Annotated in this window: 13 protein-coding genes; 4 read left to right on the forward strand and 9 right to left on the reverse strand. The window is 49.6% G+C overall.

Going from position 1 to position 18,849, the window contains the following annotated elements; translation table 11 throughout:
• Positions 1-104 precede the first annotated feature (104 nt).
• Together rlmC and I3X05_RS21300 are read left to right on the forward strand one after the other, a co-directional pair.
• The gene (rlmC, locus tag I3X05_RS21295) at positions 105-1,238 is read left to right on the forward strand and encodes a 23S rRNA (uracil(747)-C(5))-methyltransferase RlmC (RefSeq protein WP_193168019.1); all 1,134 of its coding nucleotides are present in this window, start codon (positions 105-107) and stop codon (positions 1,236-1,238) included.
• Positions 1,239-1,383: 145 nt separating this feature from the next.
• Complete coding sequence (locus tag I3X05_RS21300; protein ID WP_039427058.1) at positions 1,384-1,593, forward strand: hypothetical protein; 210 nt, start codon at positions 1,384-1,386, stop codon at positions 1,591-1,593.
• A 103-nt stretch (positions 1,594-1,696) separates the two neighbouring features.
• On the opposite strand, the gene I3X05_RS21305 is transcribed toward I3X05_RS21300, so the two are convergent.
• The 3 genes from I3X05_RS21305 to I3X05_RS21315 all read right to left on the reverse strand — a co-directional run bounded on the left by I3X05_RS21305 (position 1,697) and on the right by I3X05_RS21315 (position 7,183).
• Positions 1,697-3,439 (reverse strand): hypothetical protein, encoded by a 1,743-nt coding sequence (locus I3X05_RS21305; RefSeq protein WP_045570128.1) that lies wholly within the window; start codon positions 3,437-3,439, stop codon positions 1,697-1,699.
• Positions 3,440-3,764: 325 nt separating this feature from the next.
• The gene (locus tag I3X05_RS21310; RefSeq protein ID WP_045570129.1) at positions 3,765-5,612 is read right to left on the reverse strand and encodes a M3 family metallopeptidase; all 1,848 of its coding nucleotides are present in this window, start codon (positions 5,610-5,612) and stop codon (positions 3,765-3,767) included.
• A 119-nt stretch (positions 5,613-5,731) separates the two neighbouring features.
• Positions 5,732-7,183, reverse strand: a complete 1,452-nt coding sequence (locus tag I3X05_RS21315) for a PLP-dependent aminotransferase family protein (RefSeq protein WP_045570130.1) — start codon at positions 7,181-7,183, stop codon at positions 5,732-5,734.
• Between the two features lie 87 nt (positions 7,184-7,270).
• Here I3X05_RS21315 and I3X05_RS21320 point away from each other — a divergent pair, with 87 nt between their 5' ends.
• Positions 7,271-8,185 carry a DMT family transporter gene (locus I3X05_RS21320; RefSeq protein WP_045570131.1) on the forward strand — a complete coding sequence of 305 codons (915 nt, stop codon included), beginning with the start codon at positions 7,271-7,273 and terminating at the stop codon, positions 8,183-8,185.
• A gap of 102 nt (positions 8,186-8,287) precedes the next feature.
• Positions 8,288-9,070 carry a substrate-binding periplasmic protein gene (locus I3X05_RS21325; protein WP_045570132.1) on the forward strand — a complete coding sequence of 261 codons (783 nt, stop codon included), beginning with the start codon at positions 8,288-8,290 and terminating at the stop codon, positions 9,068-9,070.
• Positions 9,071-9,114: 44 nt separating this feature from the next.
• Here the strand turns inward: I3X05_RS21325 and I3X05_RS21330 are convergent, their stop codons facing one another.
• The 6 genes from I3X05_RS21330 to I3X05_RS21355 form a co-directional block, all read right to left on the reverse strand.
• Positions 9,115-10,746: an endonuclease gene (locus I3X05_RS21330; protein ID WP_337971249.1), complete on the reverse strand. Its 1,632-nt coding sequence runs from the start codon at positions 10,744-10,746 to the stop codon at positions 9,115-9,117.
• Between the two features lie 257 nt (positions 10,747-11,003).
• Positions 11,004-13,025 carry an alpha-amylase family glycosyl hydrolase gene (locus I3X05_RS21335; protein WP_193157452.1) on the reverse strand — a complete coding sequence of 674 codons (2,022 nt, stop codon included), beginning with the start codon at positions 13,023-13,025 and terminating at the stop codon, positions 11,004-11,006.
• 258 nt (positions 13,026-13,283) lie between these two features.
• A complete protein-coding gene (locus tag I3X05_RS21340) occupies positions 13,284-15,221 on the reverse strand; it encodes an LTA synthase family protein (protein ID WP_045570135.1) in 1,938 nt (645 codons plus the stop codon).
• Positions 15,222-15,232: 11 nt separating this feature from the next.
• On the reverse strand, positions 15,233-16,888 hold the full coding sequence (locus I3X05_RS21345; protein ID WP_139046307.1) for a phosphoethanolamine transferase: 1,656 nt from the start codon (positions 16,886-16,888) through the stop codon (positions 15,233-15,235).
• Positions 16,885-17,244, reverse strand: coding sequence for a diacylglycerol kinase (locus I3X05_RS21350; protein WP_045570136.1), 360 nt, complete (start codon positions 17,242-17,244; stop codon positions 16,885-16,887). Before I3X05_RS21350 ends, I3X05_RS21345 begins: the two co-directional genes overlap by 4 nt.
• 292 nt (positions 17,245-17,536) lie before the next feature.
• Positions 17,537-18,844: an ATP-binding protein gene (locus I3X05_RS21355; protein WP_045570137.1), complete on the reverse strand. Its 1,308-nt coding sequence runs from the start codon at positions 18,842-18,844 to the stop codon at positions 17,537-17,539.
• Positions 18,845-18,849: the final 5 nt, after the last annotated feature.

The raw sequence follows: 18,849 nt of genomic DNA on the forward strand, positions 1-18,849 counted from the left end.
CCGCTATTGATAAGCATAATTTGTCGTTAAGAATAGTAATCGGAATGGTAAAGTGTGCTGGGCAGACTAGACTTGCGTTTTCTTTTTTCCAGTTCTCTATTGCCATGCCGTGTGAATTTTTCCAGCAGAAGCGCTGCACTTCCTGCACGTACATCGAGATGCCTTATCTGGCACAAATCGAAATGAAAGACGCCCATTTGCGCCAGCTCTTTCCTCAGGTGTCCACTTCGGCGTGGCTTGCGCCTGTGCAAAGCCAGCCCACCCAATGCCGCAACAAAGCGAAAATGGTCGTGCTGGGCGCTGCGCATCAGCCGATTTTGGGCATCGAGAGCGTGCAAGATGGCTTGCCAGTGTCTCTCACCACTTGTCCACTTTATCAGGACGTGATGCGCGATCTGCTGAGCTATTTGCAGAACTGGATCCGCATCGCGGGTATTCCGCCTTACAACAAAGTGAAGAAAAAAGGCGAACTGAAGTTTATTTTGCTCACGCAAAGCCAAAAACGTGGCGAGTTCATGTTGCGTTTCGTGCTGCGTAGCGAAAATGCGCTGCAACGCATTCGTGACAATTTGCCCCGCTTACAGCAAGACTTTCCAGCGATTCGCGTGGTTACCGCCAACATCCAACCAGTACACATGGCGCGGCTAGAGGGAGAGCAAGAGATTTTCCTCTCAGATGCGCAATATCTGCTGGAGGAGTTTAACGGCGTGCCGATGGTGATTAAGCCCAAAAGTTTTTTTCAAACCAACCCCGATGTCGCGGCAAAACTGTATGCGACGGCGCGAGACTGGGTCGCAGAGATCCAACCGCAAACCATGTGGGATCTGTTTTGTGGCGTAGGCGGTTTTGCCCTGCACTGCGCGCAACATGCGCAAGCGGTCGTGGGTATTGAAATAGAAGAAGAGGCGATCAACAGCGCCAAACTGTCCGCCAGCCAGCTAGGTATTGAGAACTTGAGCTTTGCAGCATTAGATTCTGGCGAATACTCGCGCTCGCAAACGCAATCACCGGATCTGATCTTGGTCAACCCGCCGAGGCGCGGGCTTGGCAAAGCACTGACTGATCAGTTGGAATGCTTGGCAGCTAAGCACCTCATTTATTCGAGTTGTAACCCGAATACTCTGCAAGCAGATTTAGCACACTTGGCCAGCTATCAAGTGGTTCGCGCCCAATGGTTTGATATGTTCCCTCATACCGATCACGCTGAAGTGATGATGTTACTTAAGCGCAACGACTGAGATTGGTGTTGAGCGCATTGAGCGCCTCTGTTTTTATTCCTCAATAGAGTTGTAAAGGAACGGTTTGTTATAACAGCTTGGTATTATCACTCTTTTTAATGGCAAAACTATAATTAACAGCGAAAGTGAGGAAGAGGAGAGAGCCATGAAAGTGGTTGTTGAGTTCCTGGAATCAGGACGCTTTAGAGATAACTTTTGGGACGGAGAATTCAGAGTGGAGAGAGGCGAACACCGTGCAGTTAGCCCTTCTCTCGCGGCTCAGTTGATCCACAACAGACAAGCATCCTTGTATCGATTTGACGATTCGGACCATGCTGCCGACATCAACCCGGCAGATGGAGCGCCGATGAAATAGGGAAAGTAAGCCAGACTGTGAGCGACCGATTCAGGTCGCTTTTCTTTTGCAAGACCATAAAAAATGGGCACTTTCGTGCCCAGCAAAAAGTATCCTGCAGAGATTATTGGCTCGCTTGCTCTTTGGCCACTTTCATCTCGTTGAGATCATTGTGATAACCAAAACCGAAGACCACACCGTGTTGATCCACATCCAGCGTCACCGTGGTAGCGGACTCGCTATAAAAAGCGTCTACCACCTCTTGAGGCAGTTCTTCGCCGCTCATTTGCATGCCGAGATCAATCAGCTCTAACAAGCGAGGTGAATCCATGAAAAACTTCATCAAGCCGTTGGCATTGAGTGCTTGTGGCATAATCTCTCCACTGGCCGAGGTTGCTTTTTCACCGGAATACAGTGTGAAGTGTTTGTCGTTAAGACGCGCAAACAGCGGATTCTCTAACCCTGTTTGATCTTGCAGCAGTTCAGTGAGATCCACAGGCTGATCATTGGCAGGAATGTCAATGCCTGCAAGCTCAGGGATGAACATTTGCGCGCTTTGTACCAGCATCTTCGGATCGCTGGCCGACATACTGAGGATGAAGTCCAGTTTATCGAGCGTCGGGCCATACTCACCTTCAAAGTTTGCCTTGAGGTCGTACAGACTAAAGCTCACCCCTTTTAGACCATTGACCATGCCCGACGCCATGCTCATCATCGCTGCTGGATTTTGTGTACCGAGCCCGTTTTGGAATTCACTCAGTAGCTCACAAGAGTACGTTGGTGTGCGTAGATCTTGCCAGATTTCTCCCACAGCAGGAGCCAGTTTCGCCATTTCCAGACCAAAACCTAAACTGAAGATGCTGGCATCGTCCGCTTTGAGGCTCGGTAGGAAACCACGAATGGTGTTCAATGCATTCAAAATGGTCTTGTTGTTGCTTTCGACGATCACGTCGCCATTTAAGACTGCTTTACCTTCTTGGTACTTAAACTGACCCGTCGCGACGGTACGTGGCCAGTTGCTGCCGATGGTGGCGAGCTCTTGCTGACATGCAGGCGTTTGTAGCAAGGCAAACACTTCTTCATCTTGAGGCTGTTTGATGACATTCAGTTGCTTAGCGATGCGATTGCCCTCTTTCGTGGTCAACCCTTTGATCAACGCTTGATGATCAAAGTACGCGTAGCTATTGTTCTCTTTGCCATATTTGGCCTGAAGCGCGCTGAGTATATCCGTGTCAGCTAAGGAGCGCGTTGGTTTCTCTTGACCTAGTGCCATTTTCAGCGGGCTTTCGTTGCCCAACTCAGGACTATCGAGCGTAATCGTCAGCACGTTGCTTTCAGTGGCGATAATCAAATCGAGACCAATGCCAAACTCTTGTTTGTCAGCGACGGCATATCGACGGAAATCGACGCTCCCCAGTTTTTCTGCTTTGTGTGTCGCGCCCGTTTCCTGCTCTTTTTGGTCGATGGTGTGCCAAAATGCAGCCGGATCTTGCAGCGTGAGCTTGTACACAGGGATTAAACCTATGGTGTAAAACAAGGGGTTAATTTTTTCTGCTGTACCAAGGTACTTTTTGAGCGCTTCAGGGGAAGAGGCGCTTTGCGCATAACCATCAAATAAAGCAATGAGAAAATGTTGCTCTGGGGTGAGGTCGCCATCAAACTCATCGGCCAGTTGCTGTTGACCGAAGCTGGCCGATTTTAGATAAGCATAGTGGTCAAACGCTTCGGTTTGCACCGAAACGATGGCTGATTCTGCTGGAATTAAAGAGAGCAAATCATTGGTTTCTTGGGTCAGAACGCCGCTTTGGTAAACATAAGCGCCAATCGCTGCAGCCGATACCGCTGAAGCAAGTAGTAGTTTTTTCACAGCCAACTCCGTTGTTTATAGAAGCTTCTTCCACTGATGTTGTGTGATTCGAAAAGAAGAAGACAAAGTAGTAAAAAGTGCACATCATGCCGCATGTTATGCGACAAAACTAAGCCGCATTATACTAAATAATGACGCCTGTAGCATATAGAAATAGCTTTCTTTATCAATCAGTTATTTATAAGTATTTGTTATGTATTTCAATTTTGCAGCGAGTTTTATTGGGTACGAAATGAGGTAAAAGTGAAGCGCAGAGAGCGAAGAGAAAACAACAAAAAAGGGCTGGAGTGATCCAGCCCTTGAGCAATATGCCTTGACGGCAAGATTAACGGCCGTAAGTGGTTTCGATGTAGCGCTCAAATTGCTCGCACATATCGACATCACTTAACTCGTTGCTCGCCAGAACCTTCGCGCCATCGACCACAGTGATGCGGGCATTGAGAGACGCTGGCTGTGGACGTGTGCGCTCACCCAGCGCCGCAATTTTCTTCAGCTGCTGTTGCCACGCTTGTTCACTGGAAAGGTTGCATGCATCGGCGAGGTACTTGGCGTTAAAGCCCTCGCCAGTGAGGCTTTTGATCGAATCCGAGTGAGAAACGCTGTTGCCTGCATGCCAGTAATGTTTTGCCAACAAGGGACCGATCTCTGGGTTGTCAGTCAAGTAACCAAACTTTTCGGTGAAGTAAGCGCGAGTTTGATATACCGCCATGTGCGCTAACAGATAACCTTGATAAGCGCAGGACGCTTCATCCGACAGCAGGTGAGGGATCGCCATCAGCGGCCTTGGGCTGCACGCCAGCCCTAAAATCTTCTGCTCGGTATCGCGCGCCAACTGAGTGACCACTTCTGGCGTCAGTTGGGTTTCCTCCAGTTCATACAAGGCACGTTCAAAGTACGGCACAACTAAGATGCTGCGCTCTTCGTAGGCTTTAAATGGCTGACGGCTGTTGATCATCGCTTGAATCACTTCATCCGGTACCGGATTGCCATTGGCATCGAGCGCGTACAATTTTAGCCAATCGGCATCGTTGAGTAAGCTGTCGCAGAACATGGATTGTGTTTCTGCATACGCCATTGAGGTTGGCGCGAACTCTTGCGAGAAGCATGGCGCGTTCATCTTCACGTTGGCAAAGTGTGCGGCGTGGCCACCCTCATGGAATAAGGTGTTAATGCCATCGTAACCACTGCCGACTTGATCCGGTTTGGCATTCGAAGTGAAGTTGACTTTAGCCGCGATCCATTCGCCTTGATCGTAAAATGACGGGATTGGCCCGTGGCAGAAACCATTCGGGTATTTGCCTTTGCGATCCAACAAATCGAGAGTTAACTCGGCCGCGGAGTAGTCGATGTTCAATCGGCCAAACGATTCGACCCAGCGGCGCAGCGATTTAGAAAAAGGCACGTACGGATCGAGATCGCGCATCGCATCGCCTGCAAATGAGAAGATGAAGTTGTGCCCGTGTAGAGCTGCTGATCCTTTTTCTTGCGCCAGTTGCTGCAAACTATTTTGATGCGATTGGCGAGTACGTTGCTCGAAATCATCCAAAATGGCGAACAGTGCTTGTGTGGTCATGTGCTCGGTTTTAACCACCGAATAGTCAAAGAAATTTCGGTAGCCCATCGAACGAGCAAAGGCATTGCGTTTTTTGACCAGCTCTAAGAAACCCTTTTGTAGCAGCCACTGTTCGAGATTGAGCAGGGCTTGGTGGGCCGATTGACGCACCGTTTCCTGATCGCTATTGCGAATCGCTGCGCCAAGTACCGGCAGACTGCCTTCGACTTCTTGACCCTGCTCGTTGGTGTAGGTCATGACGTGGTTCTGTTTTTTCTCAAACAGCTCTGCTTCGAAACGGATCAGCTCGGCTTTTTGCTCGCGAGCGGTGTCAGCTTCAATTGCATGCGATTCAAACATGTTCAGCCAGCCTTGTAGCCCCTGTTTGGTCGCACTTTTTTCTTGTTGGTCAGTGATCTGCTCAGCCGCTTGAAGTTGTTGTTTGATCTCAGTGATCTTGTCGGCTTGGGCTAAAAAGTTGGTCCATTGTGTCTGTGCTTGGGTTGATCCTTGGTGATCATCGCTGATGCCCATGTAGGTTTCCCAGAAGAAATCTTCTTTGCTGCGATGAATGGTCAGATATTGGTGATTGAGTTGATTTAGGTAGGAAGTCGCAGTCATTTTTGTCCTTGAAAATGGTTGCTTTGAAGAAGCGCCATTATGACATGGCGCACGAATCGGCCCTAAAGTGCCACAAGTTTCATTTTGCCGCAATTTGTAAACTGCAATGTACCCTTAGTTTACAGCGGGTCTTTGGGGATCTGTTTAGCAATCAGCTTGGCGAGTAAATCGATCGCCGCTTGCCAATTTTTATCTTGATTAAAGGTCGCGACACAAAAGCGCACACAGTGCCGGTATTGCTGCTGGGTGCCAAACACCGTGCCGGGCAGCAAGCTGATGCCCTGTTGTTTGCATTGTTGATAAAGCTGATAGCTGTCAGACCCTTGCGGTAGGATCAACCACAGCAGAAAGGAACCTTGCGCTGGGTGAAGAGTAAACCGGCCCAGCATGCTGGGACACTGGTTTAAGGCCTTGCTAAGCATCTGGCAGAACAGTTTGCTGTTGTGTTGATAGATCCGCCGCATGCGCGCGGTGTGCGAGCGATAACGGCCAGAAGTAAGAAAGCTCGCCACGGCGGTTTGCATCAGATTCAGGCTGCCCATGCTATCGCACAGCAGATGTTTTTCAATCGCTTGGCGATAGCGCCCAGACAATACCCAGCCAATACGCAAACGTGAGTCCAAGGTTTTCGACAGCGAGTTGACGTAAATCACCCGATCTTGGCTATCCAGTGACTTGAGCGTTGGCTGCGGGGCTTCGAAGCTCAGCGCGCCGAACACGTCGTCTTCAATAATGGGTATGTCGGCTGAAATCGTCAGCAATTGCTGCCTTTTCTCCAGCGTCATGGTTGCGCCAGTCGGATTGGTGAAATTGGGCGTGACTAAAATCACCTTGATCGGCCATTGGCTCAGTGCCAGAGCGAGCGCATCAATCTCCATTCCGCTTCTCGGACAACTGGGGATTTCAAGCACTTTGAGACCTAACGATTCCAGCAGCAGCAAGGTGCCGAAATAACAAGGCGATTCCACGGCGACGATATCGCCGGGCTTGGTGGTGGCACGCAGTGCGAGACTGATGGCTTGTTGTGCGCCATGGGTGACAATTAGATCATCGACGGAGGCGGGCACGCCCAGATCCGCCGTTAACTTTGCCAGTTGTTTAATCAGCAGTTTATCGCCTGGCGGCAATTGGTAGTGGCTGGGGAAGTGGTTTTGCATCCGGCTATGGCGTCCGATTTCGGCGTAGAGGCTTTTGATCGCGGGCGCTTCGATATTGGGGTGCGCGGAGCCTGTCGGCAGCCGCTCCCGTTGTTCGGGGTAGCTGAGGATCTCTCGGCACACCGAAAGCAGATCCACGTCGGCAGGAGCGCAGCATGTTTGTGTTCGCTCATTTTGTTGCTCTTTGACGCGAAACCCGGAGCGATGTTGCGCATAGACCAGCCCTTGTGCTTCCAGCTCCTGATAGGCGCGGATCACGGTATTCTTACTTACACCAAGCGTTTGTTGCAGCTCGCGTATCGACGGAAGTCGGTCTTCTGCTTGATACTGCCCGGTGGCGATTCGCTGCTTAAGATGCTGCTCGACCTGCAAATATTTATTTTCGTTCATACTGCTTTGAGAAACTGTACCCATAAAAATGGCCTTGTCTGTCTCTTATCTCTTTATCTGTACCCGACTAAAGTAACCCAAAATAGTAAAACAAGACGAGAGAAAGTAACCATGTTGCTGAGATTGATCCCATTTATGTTTGTGGTGTTGTGGGCCTCTGGCTTTGTTGGCGCGAGATTGGGCTTGCAGTACGCAGAGCCAGCAACGCTACTGTCGATTCGTATGGCGGCCAACGTCGTGCTGTTTTTGCTGCTGGTGGCACTGCTTCGGCGCAGAATGCCCACCGGAGCGGGGCTTTGGCATTCTTGTGTGGTTGGCATCTTGATCCACGGTTTCTATCTTGGTGGCACCTATCTGGCGATTTCGTTGGGTATGCCAGCTGGGTTGAGTTCGCTTTTGGTGGGCATTCAGCCGATTTTGACGGCGGTAATACTGCTGTTAACCCTGCAAGAGCGCTTTCGCAGCTCTCAATGGTTGGGGTTAGTACTCGGCTTTATGGCTATCAGTTTGGTGTTGTCGGGCAAAATGGACTGGCAATCGGAGCAATATAAATGGCAAGCGGTGACGCTGTGTTTGATGTCATTGGTGGGCATTACCCTCGGCACCTTATACCAAAAGCGCTTTTGCCATGGGGTGGATATGATTGGCGGTGCGACGGTGCAGTATATGGCGGCGATGCTGCTATTTTTGCCTTACGCGCTGCGTTTTGAAACGATGCAGGTGCAGTGGACTGGCGAGTTTATTTTCGCCCTCATTTGGCTGGTGGTGGTGCTCTCTTGCGTGGCGATTTTGCTTTTACTTTATATGGTGAGAAATGGTGCGGCGTCGAGTGTGGCGTCGGTGTTTTACCTTGTGCCACCGATGACGGCGTTGCAAGCGTGGCTGATGTTCGGTGAATCGTTTGATATCAATGGTGTCGCTGGTTTTGTTTTGGCCGCAGTGGCGGTGTTCTTGGTGGTACGCAAGCCTAAAATAGCGCCGTTAGACGAAACCGCCCTCGTGGCTGCCTCTACCGTGAAATCGTGACGGCAAACTGAGGCGTTATTGATTTAGCGAATGCCGCTGATAGACGTTGCTGGGATCTTAACCTATTTTTTAGGTAGCTTTCGGCAAAAAAACAGGTGGAATATGGGCGTCTTACATCGCGGCTTTTGTCTTTTAGGAATTGTCCTCACGGCATTCGCCTCCGCATCTTCTTTTGCTCAGGTCACCTCGCTTGAGGATCTTGCTTTCTATTCAGAAGTCTACCCGCCGGCGAACTTCATTAAAGATGATGTTCCTGCTGGCTACTCGGTCGACATTCTTATTGAAGCGGCAAAATTACAAGGTGTGCAGATCACCCCTCAGCAGATAGTCATTCAGCCTTGGGCTCGCTCTTATCGAGCGACCTTGACCAACAATGATGCGGTGCTATTTTCTACCACGCGCACCGAGCATCGTGAGTCGCTTTTTAAGTGGGTAGGGCCAATTAGCGATATTAAAGCGGTGGTGTTGGCTCGAGTCGATTCCGGTATTGTCATCAAGGACCCGATTGACATGGCGAACTATCGCATCGGCGTGATTCGAGACGATGTCGGGGAACAAATGTTGCTGGAGCTGGGCGTGCCGCGTGAAGCGATGCAAGAAGCAAATTACGTCACCCAATTGGCTGAGCAATTGATGAAAAAGCGCATTGATCTGCTTGCTTACGATGAAAATGCGGCACTCTGGTGGACTGGCCAAGCCGGGCTCGATCCCAAGATGTTTAAGGTGGTTTACATCCTTAAAAAAGGTGAACTCTACTTTGCTTTTAATAAGCATGTGCCTCAGAAGGTCGTAGAACAATTGCAGATGGGGATTGATCGGTTGAAAAGCGAGAAAAATGCCGAGGGTATTTCTTTACATCAAGCGATTATGAATCGCTATCGCTAAGCATCTTCCCCATGCAAGTGGCCTGTATGGGGAAGACTGTCCGATTAGTTGCCCCAAATTGCGCTGACAAACTCCGGATGATCGATAAATGGATTGCGGTTGCCTTGAAACTCAAACACCGCTTGGTTGCGCTCTCTCTCCTTTTGACTCACCGGATCCGCACTATGCCAACGTTTGAGCATATTCAGTATCCAAGGTTCAAATACGGTGCTGTTGGTGCCGTCAAGAATTGCGTCGGAGTTGCTGGTATTGCCTTCCCAATTGGCGATGGCATTTTCGTAGCGGGTTGCCATGTAGAAGTAAGCGCGAGCAAAATCCCCTTTGAACTCGTCAATGGGCTCAAATACGGTGCCGTTGTAGCCTAACGTCGCTGAAGCCGTGCCCAGTTTCGATCCATTGCCGGATACATAACTGGCGCTACCCACTTCACCAAATGGCCAATTGCTGCGCTTGGCATTGACATAACCGTCGGTGGCGAAAATGTGGTGACCATCGGAGTTCATTGGCTCAATGGTGCCGCCAAACCAGCTTTTCGGGAAAGAGTGCTCACGGTTGTAGCAATCGCCTTCTTTGCTGTACTGGCCGCACTGGTCCGTCACTTTAGTAAACTGAGCTCCGTCAGCACCCGCAGGTTTTTCCGAGTACATATCAAGGATGGAACCGTCCTGCTCATAGTAGAGATCCAAATCGGCGACTTTCGCTAGGTTCCAAATTGCGTTGTAGCCTTGGCTGTTGTGATTGGTGATGATGTTGTAGAGCGCGGTTTTCAGTGCAAAGCCGGTTTTGCCCTCAGCGGCTTTGTAATATTCGCCGAGCACCGGTGGCTCAGTAGGATCCGTTGGCGTACTGCTGCCTAAAGTAAAGGTGGTTGCTTGACTTTTGCCAAACTCAGCGCCAGAGGCAAGCGTGGCGCCGTTGGCGACAAGGCTGTAAGAGCCATTCCCAACGCTGCAGCAGATGCCGTCTCCGTAGGTATCATTGATTTCAAACGTATATTCGCCATCGGCGAGGCACATTTCCACTGTGTTGCTGGAGGAATTGTCATAGCCAGAACCAGAAAACAAGCTGCTACCTGATTTGTCTTTGAGCAACCAACTGGTTTCACTAGCGTATTGGTCGGTGATTAAGGTCAGAGTCGCGGTAGTATTGGCGCAACTGGTTGGTTCTGTCGGAGTGGTGGCGGTCTCTGTCGGCTGAAAATTGTCGATATAAACGGTTTCAGAGCCGTCAAAACCCGTCATGTCATAAAAACGCAGACCGACAGCAATCTCTTTGCTCGCTGTCGCGGTGTAAGCAAAGGTGAGATCTTGCCATTGGTTCACGAGGCCGTTATTGGAATAGCCCTGATAGCCGTCCACGATCAAGCGTGCTTTTACTTTGCCTTCAGTGTGATAAAGCGACACGGAAAACTGGTAAGTTTTGCCCTGTTCCACCTGCACAAGCTGAGTGAAATCGGTCTCTGATTGGGTTCCAGTATTGACTGCAATGGCTGCAGCGAGCTTTCCGCTTTTAAACACTGAATTGCTTTGGCTCAGCGCAATACCGGAATCAATGGTTGTCCATCCGTTTGGTGTGTTGTTGGTCCAACTTTCAAAGTCACCATTGGTGACTTGTGCGTACGCTGCGCTGGTGGAGAGCAGAGTCAGTGCACTTAGAGTCATTATTCTATTTAGCATATAACCTTCTGTTTAATGATATAAAAATCAATTAAGGATAAAGTTTCATCGCAACAGGAAAGTTAACAAAGGTCGCAATTTGGCATTACAAAACCATTACTTTCATGAATATGTTTGAATTTGGTCACGAAATAAACAGGAAGCCGATTTCGTTAATCAGAGGGGGTGAAAGGTTAGCCAAATATAAAAAAGGGATGCTGATAACAGCATCCCAAACTAGCAGGGTGAGACACCCAGCTTATGTCGCTGAGCTGGCGTTACTCAGCACATTTGGACGCCATTACTTTGAGTGGCGTACCTTGTTGGTCAAATTGCAAACTCCAAACGTAGCGGCCCTCCGCCATGATGGTCACCGCGGTATCTTTACCATAGCCGCCTTTAATCAATGGGTTATCTTGGCCTAATTTCAGACTCAGCCCTTTGGCGGTGAACTGAGGAGTCCAGGTTTTAGCGGCATACTGCATACGGTAGCTGCCCGGTTTTTCGTTGGTCACCACTTGGTAAACGCCGTCGCCTTTGTACTCAAACTGGCGATGATCTTGGTGCTGCCAAGCCGAATCGCTGAAATCGCCAACCACGTAGAGTTTTTTGCGGATAGGTCCACTCTCATCGAGCGTTGGGTTATTGCACTGCGCCATGAAGCCTTCACCGATGCCACTGGCCATCGCCGCTTTGGCAACTTTAGGGCCAACTGCCGAAGGTTGATTGATCTTGAGGAAGCGTGCTTCAAGTGGGTTGAGCGAGACCAGATATTGCCCGTCGATCAGTTTGATCTCCTCACCGGTCAACAGATCGGTCAAGCTGCCCGTTGATCCCACTTTTTCATCGCTCAGTTGCAAATATTGCAGCCCTTTGCCGAGATTCGCCACGTAGAGAATTGATTCGTCAGCCGTGCTTTTATGATCCGCGTAGACTTTGTTGTCAGCCAGAACATTGACCCGCTTGCCTTTGGCAAGGGCCGGATGGTTGCTACGCAGCGTCATTAGTTTTTGCACGTACTGTTTGAGGTCTTGCTCGTTGGCATTCAACGTCGCCGTTACGCCTTCCACTTTGCCGCTGGAGCGAGCAACGTGATCGTCACATAAGCCTTTAACCGCGCAATCTTGTTCTACTTTTGCGGCGAAATTATCGACCTGATCGCCAATCTCATCGCCGTAGTAGAGGGTGATTGGCCCAGTGTAAGCCGCTTGGAAAGCGAAGACCGCTTTGTGGCGCAGCCAGTATTCAGCATCTTGTGGCTCGGCGATGTTGCCGCGCTGCAAGAGATCGCCAAAGCGGACTAAGTCATGGTTGCCGATCATCAGGTTCGGCTGAGCATGGCTTGGATAAAGCGCATGTAAGTCCATACCTTCTGCCAGCCATTCGCCCGATTTACCGCCTACGCCCGCCTCATTCACCGCAAAGGTTTCGACTAGGCGATAGCGTACCGGGAAGTCAAAAGCGGAGCAGAGTGCGGGATTTTCTCCGCTACCATAGCCAGTTTCGGTGATGCGGTTTTCACCCGCCCAAATCTCGGCCACCATGTAGCCCAGTGGGTTGACGTTTTCCCCTTTGTTATTGGTGTAAGTGACACTTTTTGAGGCATCATCTACGGCTTTGCGGATCTCCACCCAGGCCTCTGTCGGCACTTGGTACGCTTGGTCTAGGCGCCAACCGTCAATCTTGAGTTCTTTGACCCAAAATTGTGCTACTTCCTGATAGAACGCGAGGCTTTCAGGGTAGTCTACTGGGTTGTTGCCTCCAGCCGGAAGCTTGCCTGTCGGTGAGGCGACCACGTTGCCTTTGTGGTGACCAAACACGCCATCAAAGAAGACGTATAAGCCGCGTGCGTGGGCTTCTTCGACCAATCGGCGTGCGTCGTCCATGGTGCCAAAACGTGGGTCTATTTCAAAATAGTTGGTGGCAAAATAACCGGTGGCGTCAAGGCGATCTGCCCAGTGATCTTGCCCCGCTTTTGGTACGGAGTTAAAGATTGGTGTGAGCCAAATGCCGTTCATCCCCAACGATTGGATGTAATCAAGCGAGTCAATGATGCCCTGAATATCGCCCATATGGTGGCTGGTGCCGTAGCCAGTGCCGTGGCCAATTTGCTCGTTGCCGTTGACAAAGCTCTCCACCATGACTTGGTAGATACGCAGATCGTCCGCTTTATCCGTCGCGGCGACATCGCATTGGTAGGCGTTGGTGCTGGGCAGTTTCTCGACATTGGAGGATGAGTTACAACCGGCCAGCAAGGCGGTGGCAACCGCCAATGAAAGTGTGGTGAGTACCTGTTTCACGTTAATTTCCTTATTAGAGTTTTGCGCAAATTATTGATGAAGAATTCATCAATAAAATCAGCCTTTTTACTCAGTCAGCAGGGAGGAGGAGGGAGGATGAGAGATCGTAATCACAGCCACTTAGCGATTTATCCCTACCGAGATTGTGGCGGATCACAGATTGTTGAGTAAAAAGTAAAAACGCCATCGAAAGTCGATGGCGTTTTTGTGAGGGTGAGCAAATTTGTTTTTTCAGGCTGTCAGATGACGGGTTGGGCGTTAGTGAGCGGCGTCAGCGCTGTACCAATTATATTTGTACGCCATCGAACCTAACAAAGCATGAGCTTTGGCTCGTTCAATATCCTCTGGGGTAGCGTCTTTGGGCGTGAGCGTTTTATCGGCAAAGTTGTATTGGTAAGTCGACACTTTTTCGCCCGGTGAGAACACCACCAAACTATCACGAGTGAGATAGCCAAAGTTTTTATCAAACTGCATCATGGCTCGTTCATCTTCACGCGCGAGAGGCTTAGTTAAATCTCGACCGATCATCGGTGTCGTCGCATCCACTCCAATCAAAGAGAGTAAGGTTGGTGGCATATCTAAGTTATTCGCCAAGCGATCGTCTTCTCTCGGAGCTATGTCTTTACCCAGAATCAACGCCGGGATATGGAAATGCTCCACGGGAACGAGCTGTGAACCGTACACGCGTGCATCGTGATCGGCGATGATGATGAACACGGTGTTATCCCAGTAGTCTGATTTTTTCGCTTTATCGAAGAAAGTGCCGAGTGCGTAATCTGAGTATTTCACCGTATTGTTGCGCGTATTGAACTGGGCATCATACGGCTCAATCTTACCAGCGGGATACTCAAACGGGCTGTGGTTGCTCGAGGTAAAGACTAAGCTGAAGAAAGGTTTACCTTGTTGATTGAGCCGAGTGAACTCTTGATCCGCTTTGGTGTAGAGATCTTCATCACTCACCCCCCAAGAGCCTTTGAACTCAGGGTTATCATATTGAGGCTCATCGACAATCTGTTCAAAGCCATTGCCGAGGAAAAAGCTTTTCATGTTATCGAAGTGCGCTTCGCCACCGTAAATGAATTGGGTGTGATATCCCTGCTTTTGCAGTAAATCCGCGATGGTGAAAAAGCCAGTTTGGCTTTTGCTCAGTTTGACCACAGCGCGTGATGGTGTCGGTGGGAAACCCGTGGTTACCGCCTCAATGCCCCGAACAGAACGCGTTCCTGTTGCGTACATTTGAGTAAAGCTCCAGCCTTCTTTAAGCAGCTGATCCAAATTTGGCGTCAGCGGCAAGCCGCCCAATCCACCAACAAAACGTGAACCTAAGCTCTCTTGCAATAAGATCACAAGGTTTTTCTTTGTGCCCTGATGTGTGGCAGGGTTAAAGTTTAGCGTTGGTAAGCTGCCAGGCAGATAGTTCTCTTTGGCGGAAGATTGTTTCACCAAGTCAATAACGCGATCGGTATCCATCTTGCCATAAAATTGCGCCGCGCTTCGCTCGGATTTCATATTGTTGACAGCAAAAAAGACCGAGTAAGCTGAGTTCAGCACAAGATCATTGACCAATGGATCGCTGGAGAATGCCACCATCGCCGGGTTGAGCGGTCGATGGCCTAGTGATGAACGTGCGCCGAGCACTCCAAGAATGACAACAGCGACCGCCAATACGGGACGCCAGCGCCACTTGACTTGCTGAGTTTGCGCCGTGACTTTCCCGCTCCATTTCCAGCCAAACCACAAGGTCGCGACAGAGCCGATCAAACCGATAAACAGCTCCAGTTTGTAACCCGACCAGAGCATGCTGAACACTTCTTTGGGGTAAATCAGGTATTCAACAAACAAACGGTTTGGCCGCAGATCGTATTCCATGATGAAAGGCGGTGTGGCGAGCTCCATGTAAACAAGTATCCACAAACCGGCCACCAACCAAAGACGCAGCAGTGTTCGCCAAATCTTACCGAAGATGCCTTGCACGGGAAAAAGCGCAGCCAGCAGTGCTGGCAGGATAAATAGCCAACTGAGCGTGGCAATATCGACCCGAATACCTTGCACGATGAGATTGAGCCAACCTTCAGCGGCACTCACTCGGTCTGCTTGCCAAACGGCAAGCAGCACTCTAGATGTGGAGAGAATGCCCAAAGCAACGGCGCTAAACGCCAAAATAGGATGTAATGGGCCCAAATTCAGTTTGCGCATGGATGATTTCCTTATGAACGGCACGCAGAGAAGAGATCAAGCCGAGAGTTATACTCTTCAGTTTGGACGTCCATTATCCCAGTCAATGAATGGAAAATATAGTCATGTGAATAGGTATCTGTTTGTTGAGCCGCGGCTTTTAGGCAGCTTTCGTTCACATTTTTGGTTTTTTTAAAACCTGAAGACATCCAGAGCATCAATGGCACTTTAGTTTGGTACTCTGGCGCTAAGCTGTACGGCATGCCGTGTAGGAAGAGCCCATTTTCCCCAAGCGATTCGCCGTGATCCGAAACATAAATCAGCGCGGTATTAAATTGCTCTTCGAGGCTTTGCAATTTCTCAATCGTCTGAGCAATCACATAGTCGGAGTAGCGAATTGTGTTGTCGTAGCTGTTAGTGATCTGCTCTACGCTGCAGTTTTCGATATCAGCGCGAGGGCAGTCGGGCATGAACACTGCGTGTTCTTTGGGGTAACGTTGGAAGTAGGTCGGGCCATGGCTACCGATAAGGTGCAGCGCAATCATACGGTTGCCTTGCATGCTGGCGACTTCTTGATCAAAGTTTTCCAGCAACGCCATATCAAAGCAGGTACTGCCATTACACATGGCATCTTTGCGCGAACGATCAACCGTCATGGAAGGAATGTTTCGTGCAACGCCTTTGTCACCGCCATCGTTTTCTTTCCACAATAGAGAAACACCAGCACGATTTAAAATATCCAGCACATTGTCTTGATTATCTGCCACGGAACGTTCGAAATTTGCACGAGTTAGGTTGGAGAATAGACAAGGAACAGAGACGGCTGTTGCCGTACCGCAAGAACTGACATCTTGGAATGAGATGACATCAAACTGGCTGGTATAAGGATTGGTTGCACGCTCATAACCATTTAATTGGTAGTTTTGCGAGCGAGCCGTCTCGCCCATCACAAACACCAGCAACGTGGGCTTGGTTTGTGCTTGGGCAAGCGCTTGATCAGACTGTTTCGCATCTAAGCCCTGCTCTTTATAAGGCTGTGGCGTGGTGAAATAGGTATCCCGCACATACTTAGTTGCACTGTAAACATACTGCGTCGGGATGATCATTTTTTTCAGGTAGCTGTTATTGCGACCGACCGAGGCGTAATCCTGATAGTAGAGTCCAGCGATAACGGCAATCACCGCCAAAGAGGCCAGAATGCCGATCAATTTGTGCAGCACCATTTTCGGCAAGGAGCCATCAAGCGATAGCTTTATGCGACACACCCACAGGGCTGGCAAAATGCCCATGAATAGGCTCCAGAGAAGCGAGTAACGACTGAGGTAAGAACCCGCTTCGCTGCTGTCGGTCTCGAAGATATTGGCAATCATGCTGTAATCAAACAAGGTGCCGTAGTTGTACCCTGCGTAGCTCACCATGCTCGATACAATCAGCAACAGGACAAAAAGCGGCTTACTCAGCCAAGGCCAACTCAATAGGTTGAAGATCAGATTGAGCGCCGCCAGAAAGAACAATGGAATGGAAATGGCAAAGCCAATTTTAACCGTGTCCAGCTTAGTGAAAATAGATAACAACTCTTTATAAACCGGTAGGTTAACCACCAGTGTAAAATAGAGCGCCATCAAAAAAGTGAAGGAGAGATAGGAGAATTCGCCTTTTGTGGCGGTTTTAATTCTGTTCAACATCATGCCAGTAATACCGAAGACCAAACAAACAGTGTCAGAGCCAGCGCAACAAAAACCGCCGCCGAGCCGATGTCTTTGGCTCGTCCACTTAGTTCATGATGCTCGCTACCAATACGGTCAACCACTGCCTCTACAGCAGAGTTCAGCAGTTCAACAATCACCACCAGCAGGAGACTGGAAATAAGCAAAATGCGTTCGACATGAGTCACTGGTAAGAGAAAGGCCACGATGGAAAGGAGCGTGGTCAAAATCATCTCTTGTCTAAATGCGGCTTCGTGCAACCAAGCGGCTTTAAGCCCTTGAATGGAGTAACCGCTTGCATCAACGATACGGCGAATGCCAGTTTTTCCTGGTTTCAAAACAATATTCCTGCTTTGTAGTGTGTGATTAGCATGGCGCTGCTTTCTTAAGATTGGCTTAGCAATCGGCGCGCTCGTGGGGGAGCGGGGAGCAATAACACACGGCGTCACAAGACGCCGCATTATATATTGCCAAGTAGGAAAACAGGGCCGGACAGTCCGACATTAATGATGTGATAGCGAGATAGCTGCTAACATTGTCATCAATAAGGGATGCAAATGTACAGTGTTTTATATTCTGAGTCCGTCAGACTCTGTAATGAAATGTAAGACGTAAGCGATATGGTTATAATTAGTGCAATTTATTTTGCGTGACCGCGTTGTGACGTACGCGCACGATAAAACAAGCACCACCATAAAGGCTGTGAGCGACATCAACACTGCCTTGATGAACAGTGGTGATCTGTTTGACAATCGCTAACCCAAGGCCATAACCGCTGGTCGACTTGTTGCGTGATTTGTCCACGCTGTAAAAGGCATCAAATAAGTAGGGCCAGTCTTTTTCGCTGATGCCGGGGCCATCATCGTGAACTTCGACCGTCAGCTGATCTTCGTCTGTGAAGATGGTCAAGACGATGCGTGATTTGGCGTAGCGCATGGCGTTACGAACCAAGTTATCCAGTGCTCGTTTGACAAGGTGGGGATCGATGTGTACCGATGAAAGGGGTGTTTGCAACTCGATGCCTACCGAATGAGACGTTTCGCTCTGCCATCTTTGCTGCAAAGTGGTAAACCAAGATGAAAGAATAATGGATTGAGTTTGAATATTGGCCTGAGGGCGCTCCATTTTGGCGTAGTAGAGCATTTCCTCTACCATGTGTTCCATTTCATCAATATCTTCCACCATGCTCGATACGGATTTGCGCTGGGTTTGACTCAGTTCAGAGTCCGCTAAGAGATCGGCTTGCCATTGCAAACGGAAGATGGGGGTGCGCAGTTCATGAGCCACCGCGTTGGTCAGCATGCGATTGCTGGTGATCAAATTGGCAATTTTATCGGCCATGATGTTAAAGCTTTTGTTGAGGCTTCCGACCGAATAACGGCTGGTGGTTTTGGCGCGTACTGAAAGGTCGCCGGAGGCAAAAGCTAAGGTGACTCGTTCCAATTCGCGCACGCGGCGGCTCAAAAACCAGATCAGTAACACGCAGTAGAGCGCAAACCCCAGCATAAAGAAAACCCAAATGAGGTTGTCTGCAAAATCAATGGCTTGTCTAAGTGGAGAGTGAATATCCTCGGTCAGATGATAGACCATGGAGGTATCGTCAAAACGCAACCATAGGTTGCGATCGTGATCAAAGTAGACTTGCAAGGCGCTATCGGCAAAGGCGTTGTCCACTTCAGCGGGCAGTGCCATAGGATCAAACAGAGTCAGCACAGTGCGTGTTGATGCCGCGTATTGACGGATCTGTTGCGTTACGTACAAATCGCCTTTTTCCTCAAAGGCGGGTTCGAGCAACTGATGAAACGCCTCTGCCTGATACTGTTCGAGGATCTGGTCGTAGTCCGTATTCCAATGATAAACCACGGTTTCATAGCCCCACAGCGTGGCAAAAAACAGAATAACTAAGCCACAGAATGCTTCGAGGTAGAGGCGTTTCATGTTGA

This window comes from Vibrio navarrensis, assembly GCF_015767675.1.
Taxonomy (GTDB): domain Bacteria; phylum Pseudomonadota; class Gammaproteobacteria; order Enterobacterales; family Vibrionaceae; genus Vibrio.

What these genes read in the sequence shown, in the direction of transcription:
- rlmC (WP_193168019.1), top strand. Translation starts at nt 105, where the DNA reads ATGCCGTGTGAATTTTTCCAGCAGAAGCGCTGCACTTCCTGCACGTAC.
- I3X05_RS21300 (WP_039427058.1), top strand. Translation starts at nt 1,384, where the DNA reads ATGAAAGTGGTTGTTGAGTTCCTGGAATCAGGACGCTTTAGAGATAAC.
- I3X05_RS21310 (WP_045570129.1), bottom strand. Translation starts at nt 5,612, where the DNA reads ATGACTGCGACTTCCTACCTAAATCAACTCAATCACCAATATCTGACC.
- I3X05_RS21315 (WP_045570130.1), bottom strand. Translation starts at nt 7,183, where the DNA reads ATGGGTACAGTTTCTCAAAGCAGTATGAACGAAAATAAATATTTGCAG.
- I3X05_RS21320 (WP_045570131.1), top strand. Translation starts at nt 7,271, where the DNA reads ATGTTGCTGAGATTGATCCCATTTATGTTTGTGGTGTTGTGGGCCTCT.
- I3X05_RS21325 (WP_045570132.1), top strand. Translation starts at nt 8,288, where the DNA reads ATGGGCGTCTTACATCGCGGCTTTTGTCTTTTAGGAATTGTCCTCACG.
- I3X05_RS21330 (WP_337971249.1), bottom strand. Translation starts at nt 10,746, where the DNA reads ATGCTAAATAGAATAATGACTCTAAGTGCACTGACTCTGCTCTCCACC.
- I3X05_RS21340 (WP_045570135.1), bottom strand. Translation starts at nt 15,221, where the DNA reads ATGCGCAAACTGAATTTGGGCCCATTACATCCTATTTTGGCGTTTAGC.
- I3X05_RS21345 (WP_139046307.1), bottom strand. Translation starts at nt 16,888, where the DNA reads ATGATGTTGAACAGAATTAAAACCGCCACAAAAGGCGAATTCTCCTAT.
- I3X05_RS21355 (WP_045570137.1), bottom strand. Translation starts at nt 18,844, where the DNA reads ATGAAACGCCTCTACCTCGAAGCATTCTGTGGCTTAGTTATTCTGTTT.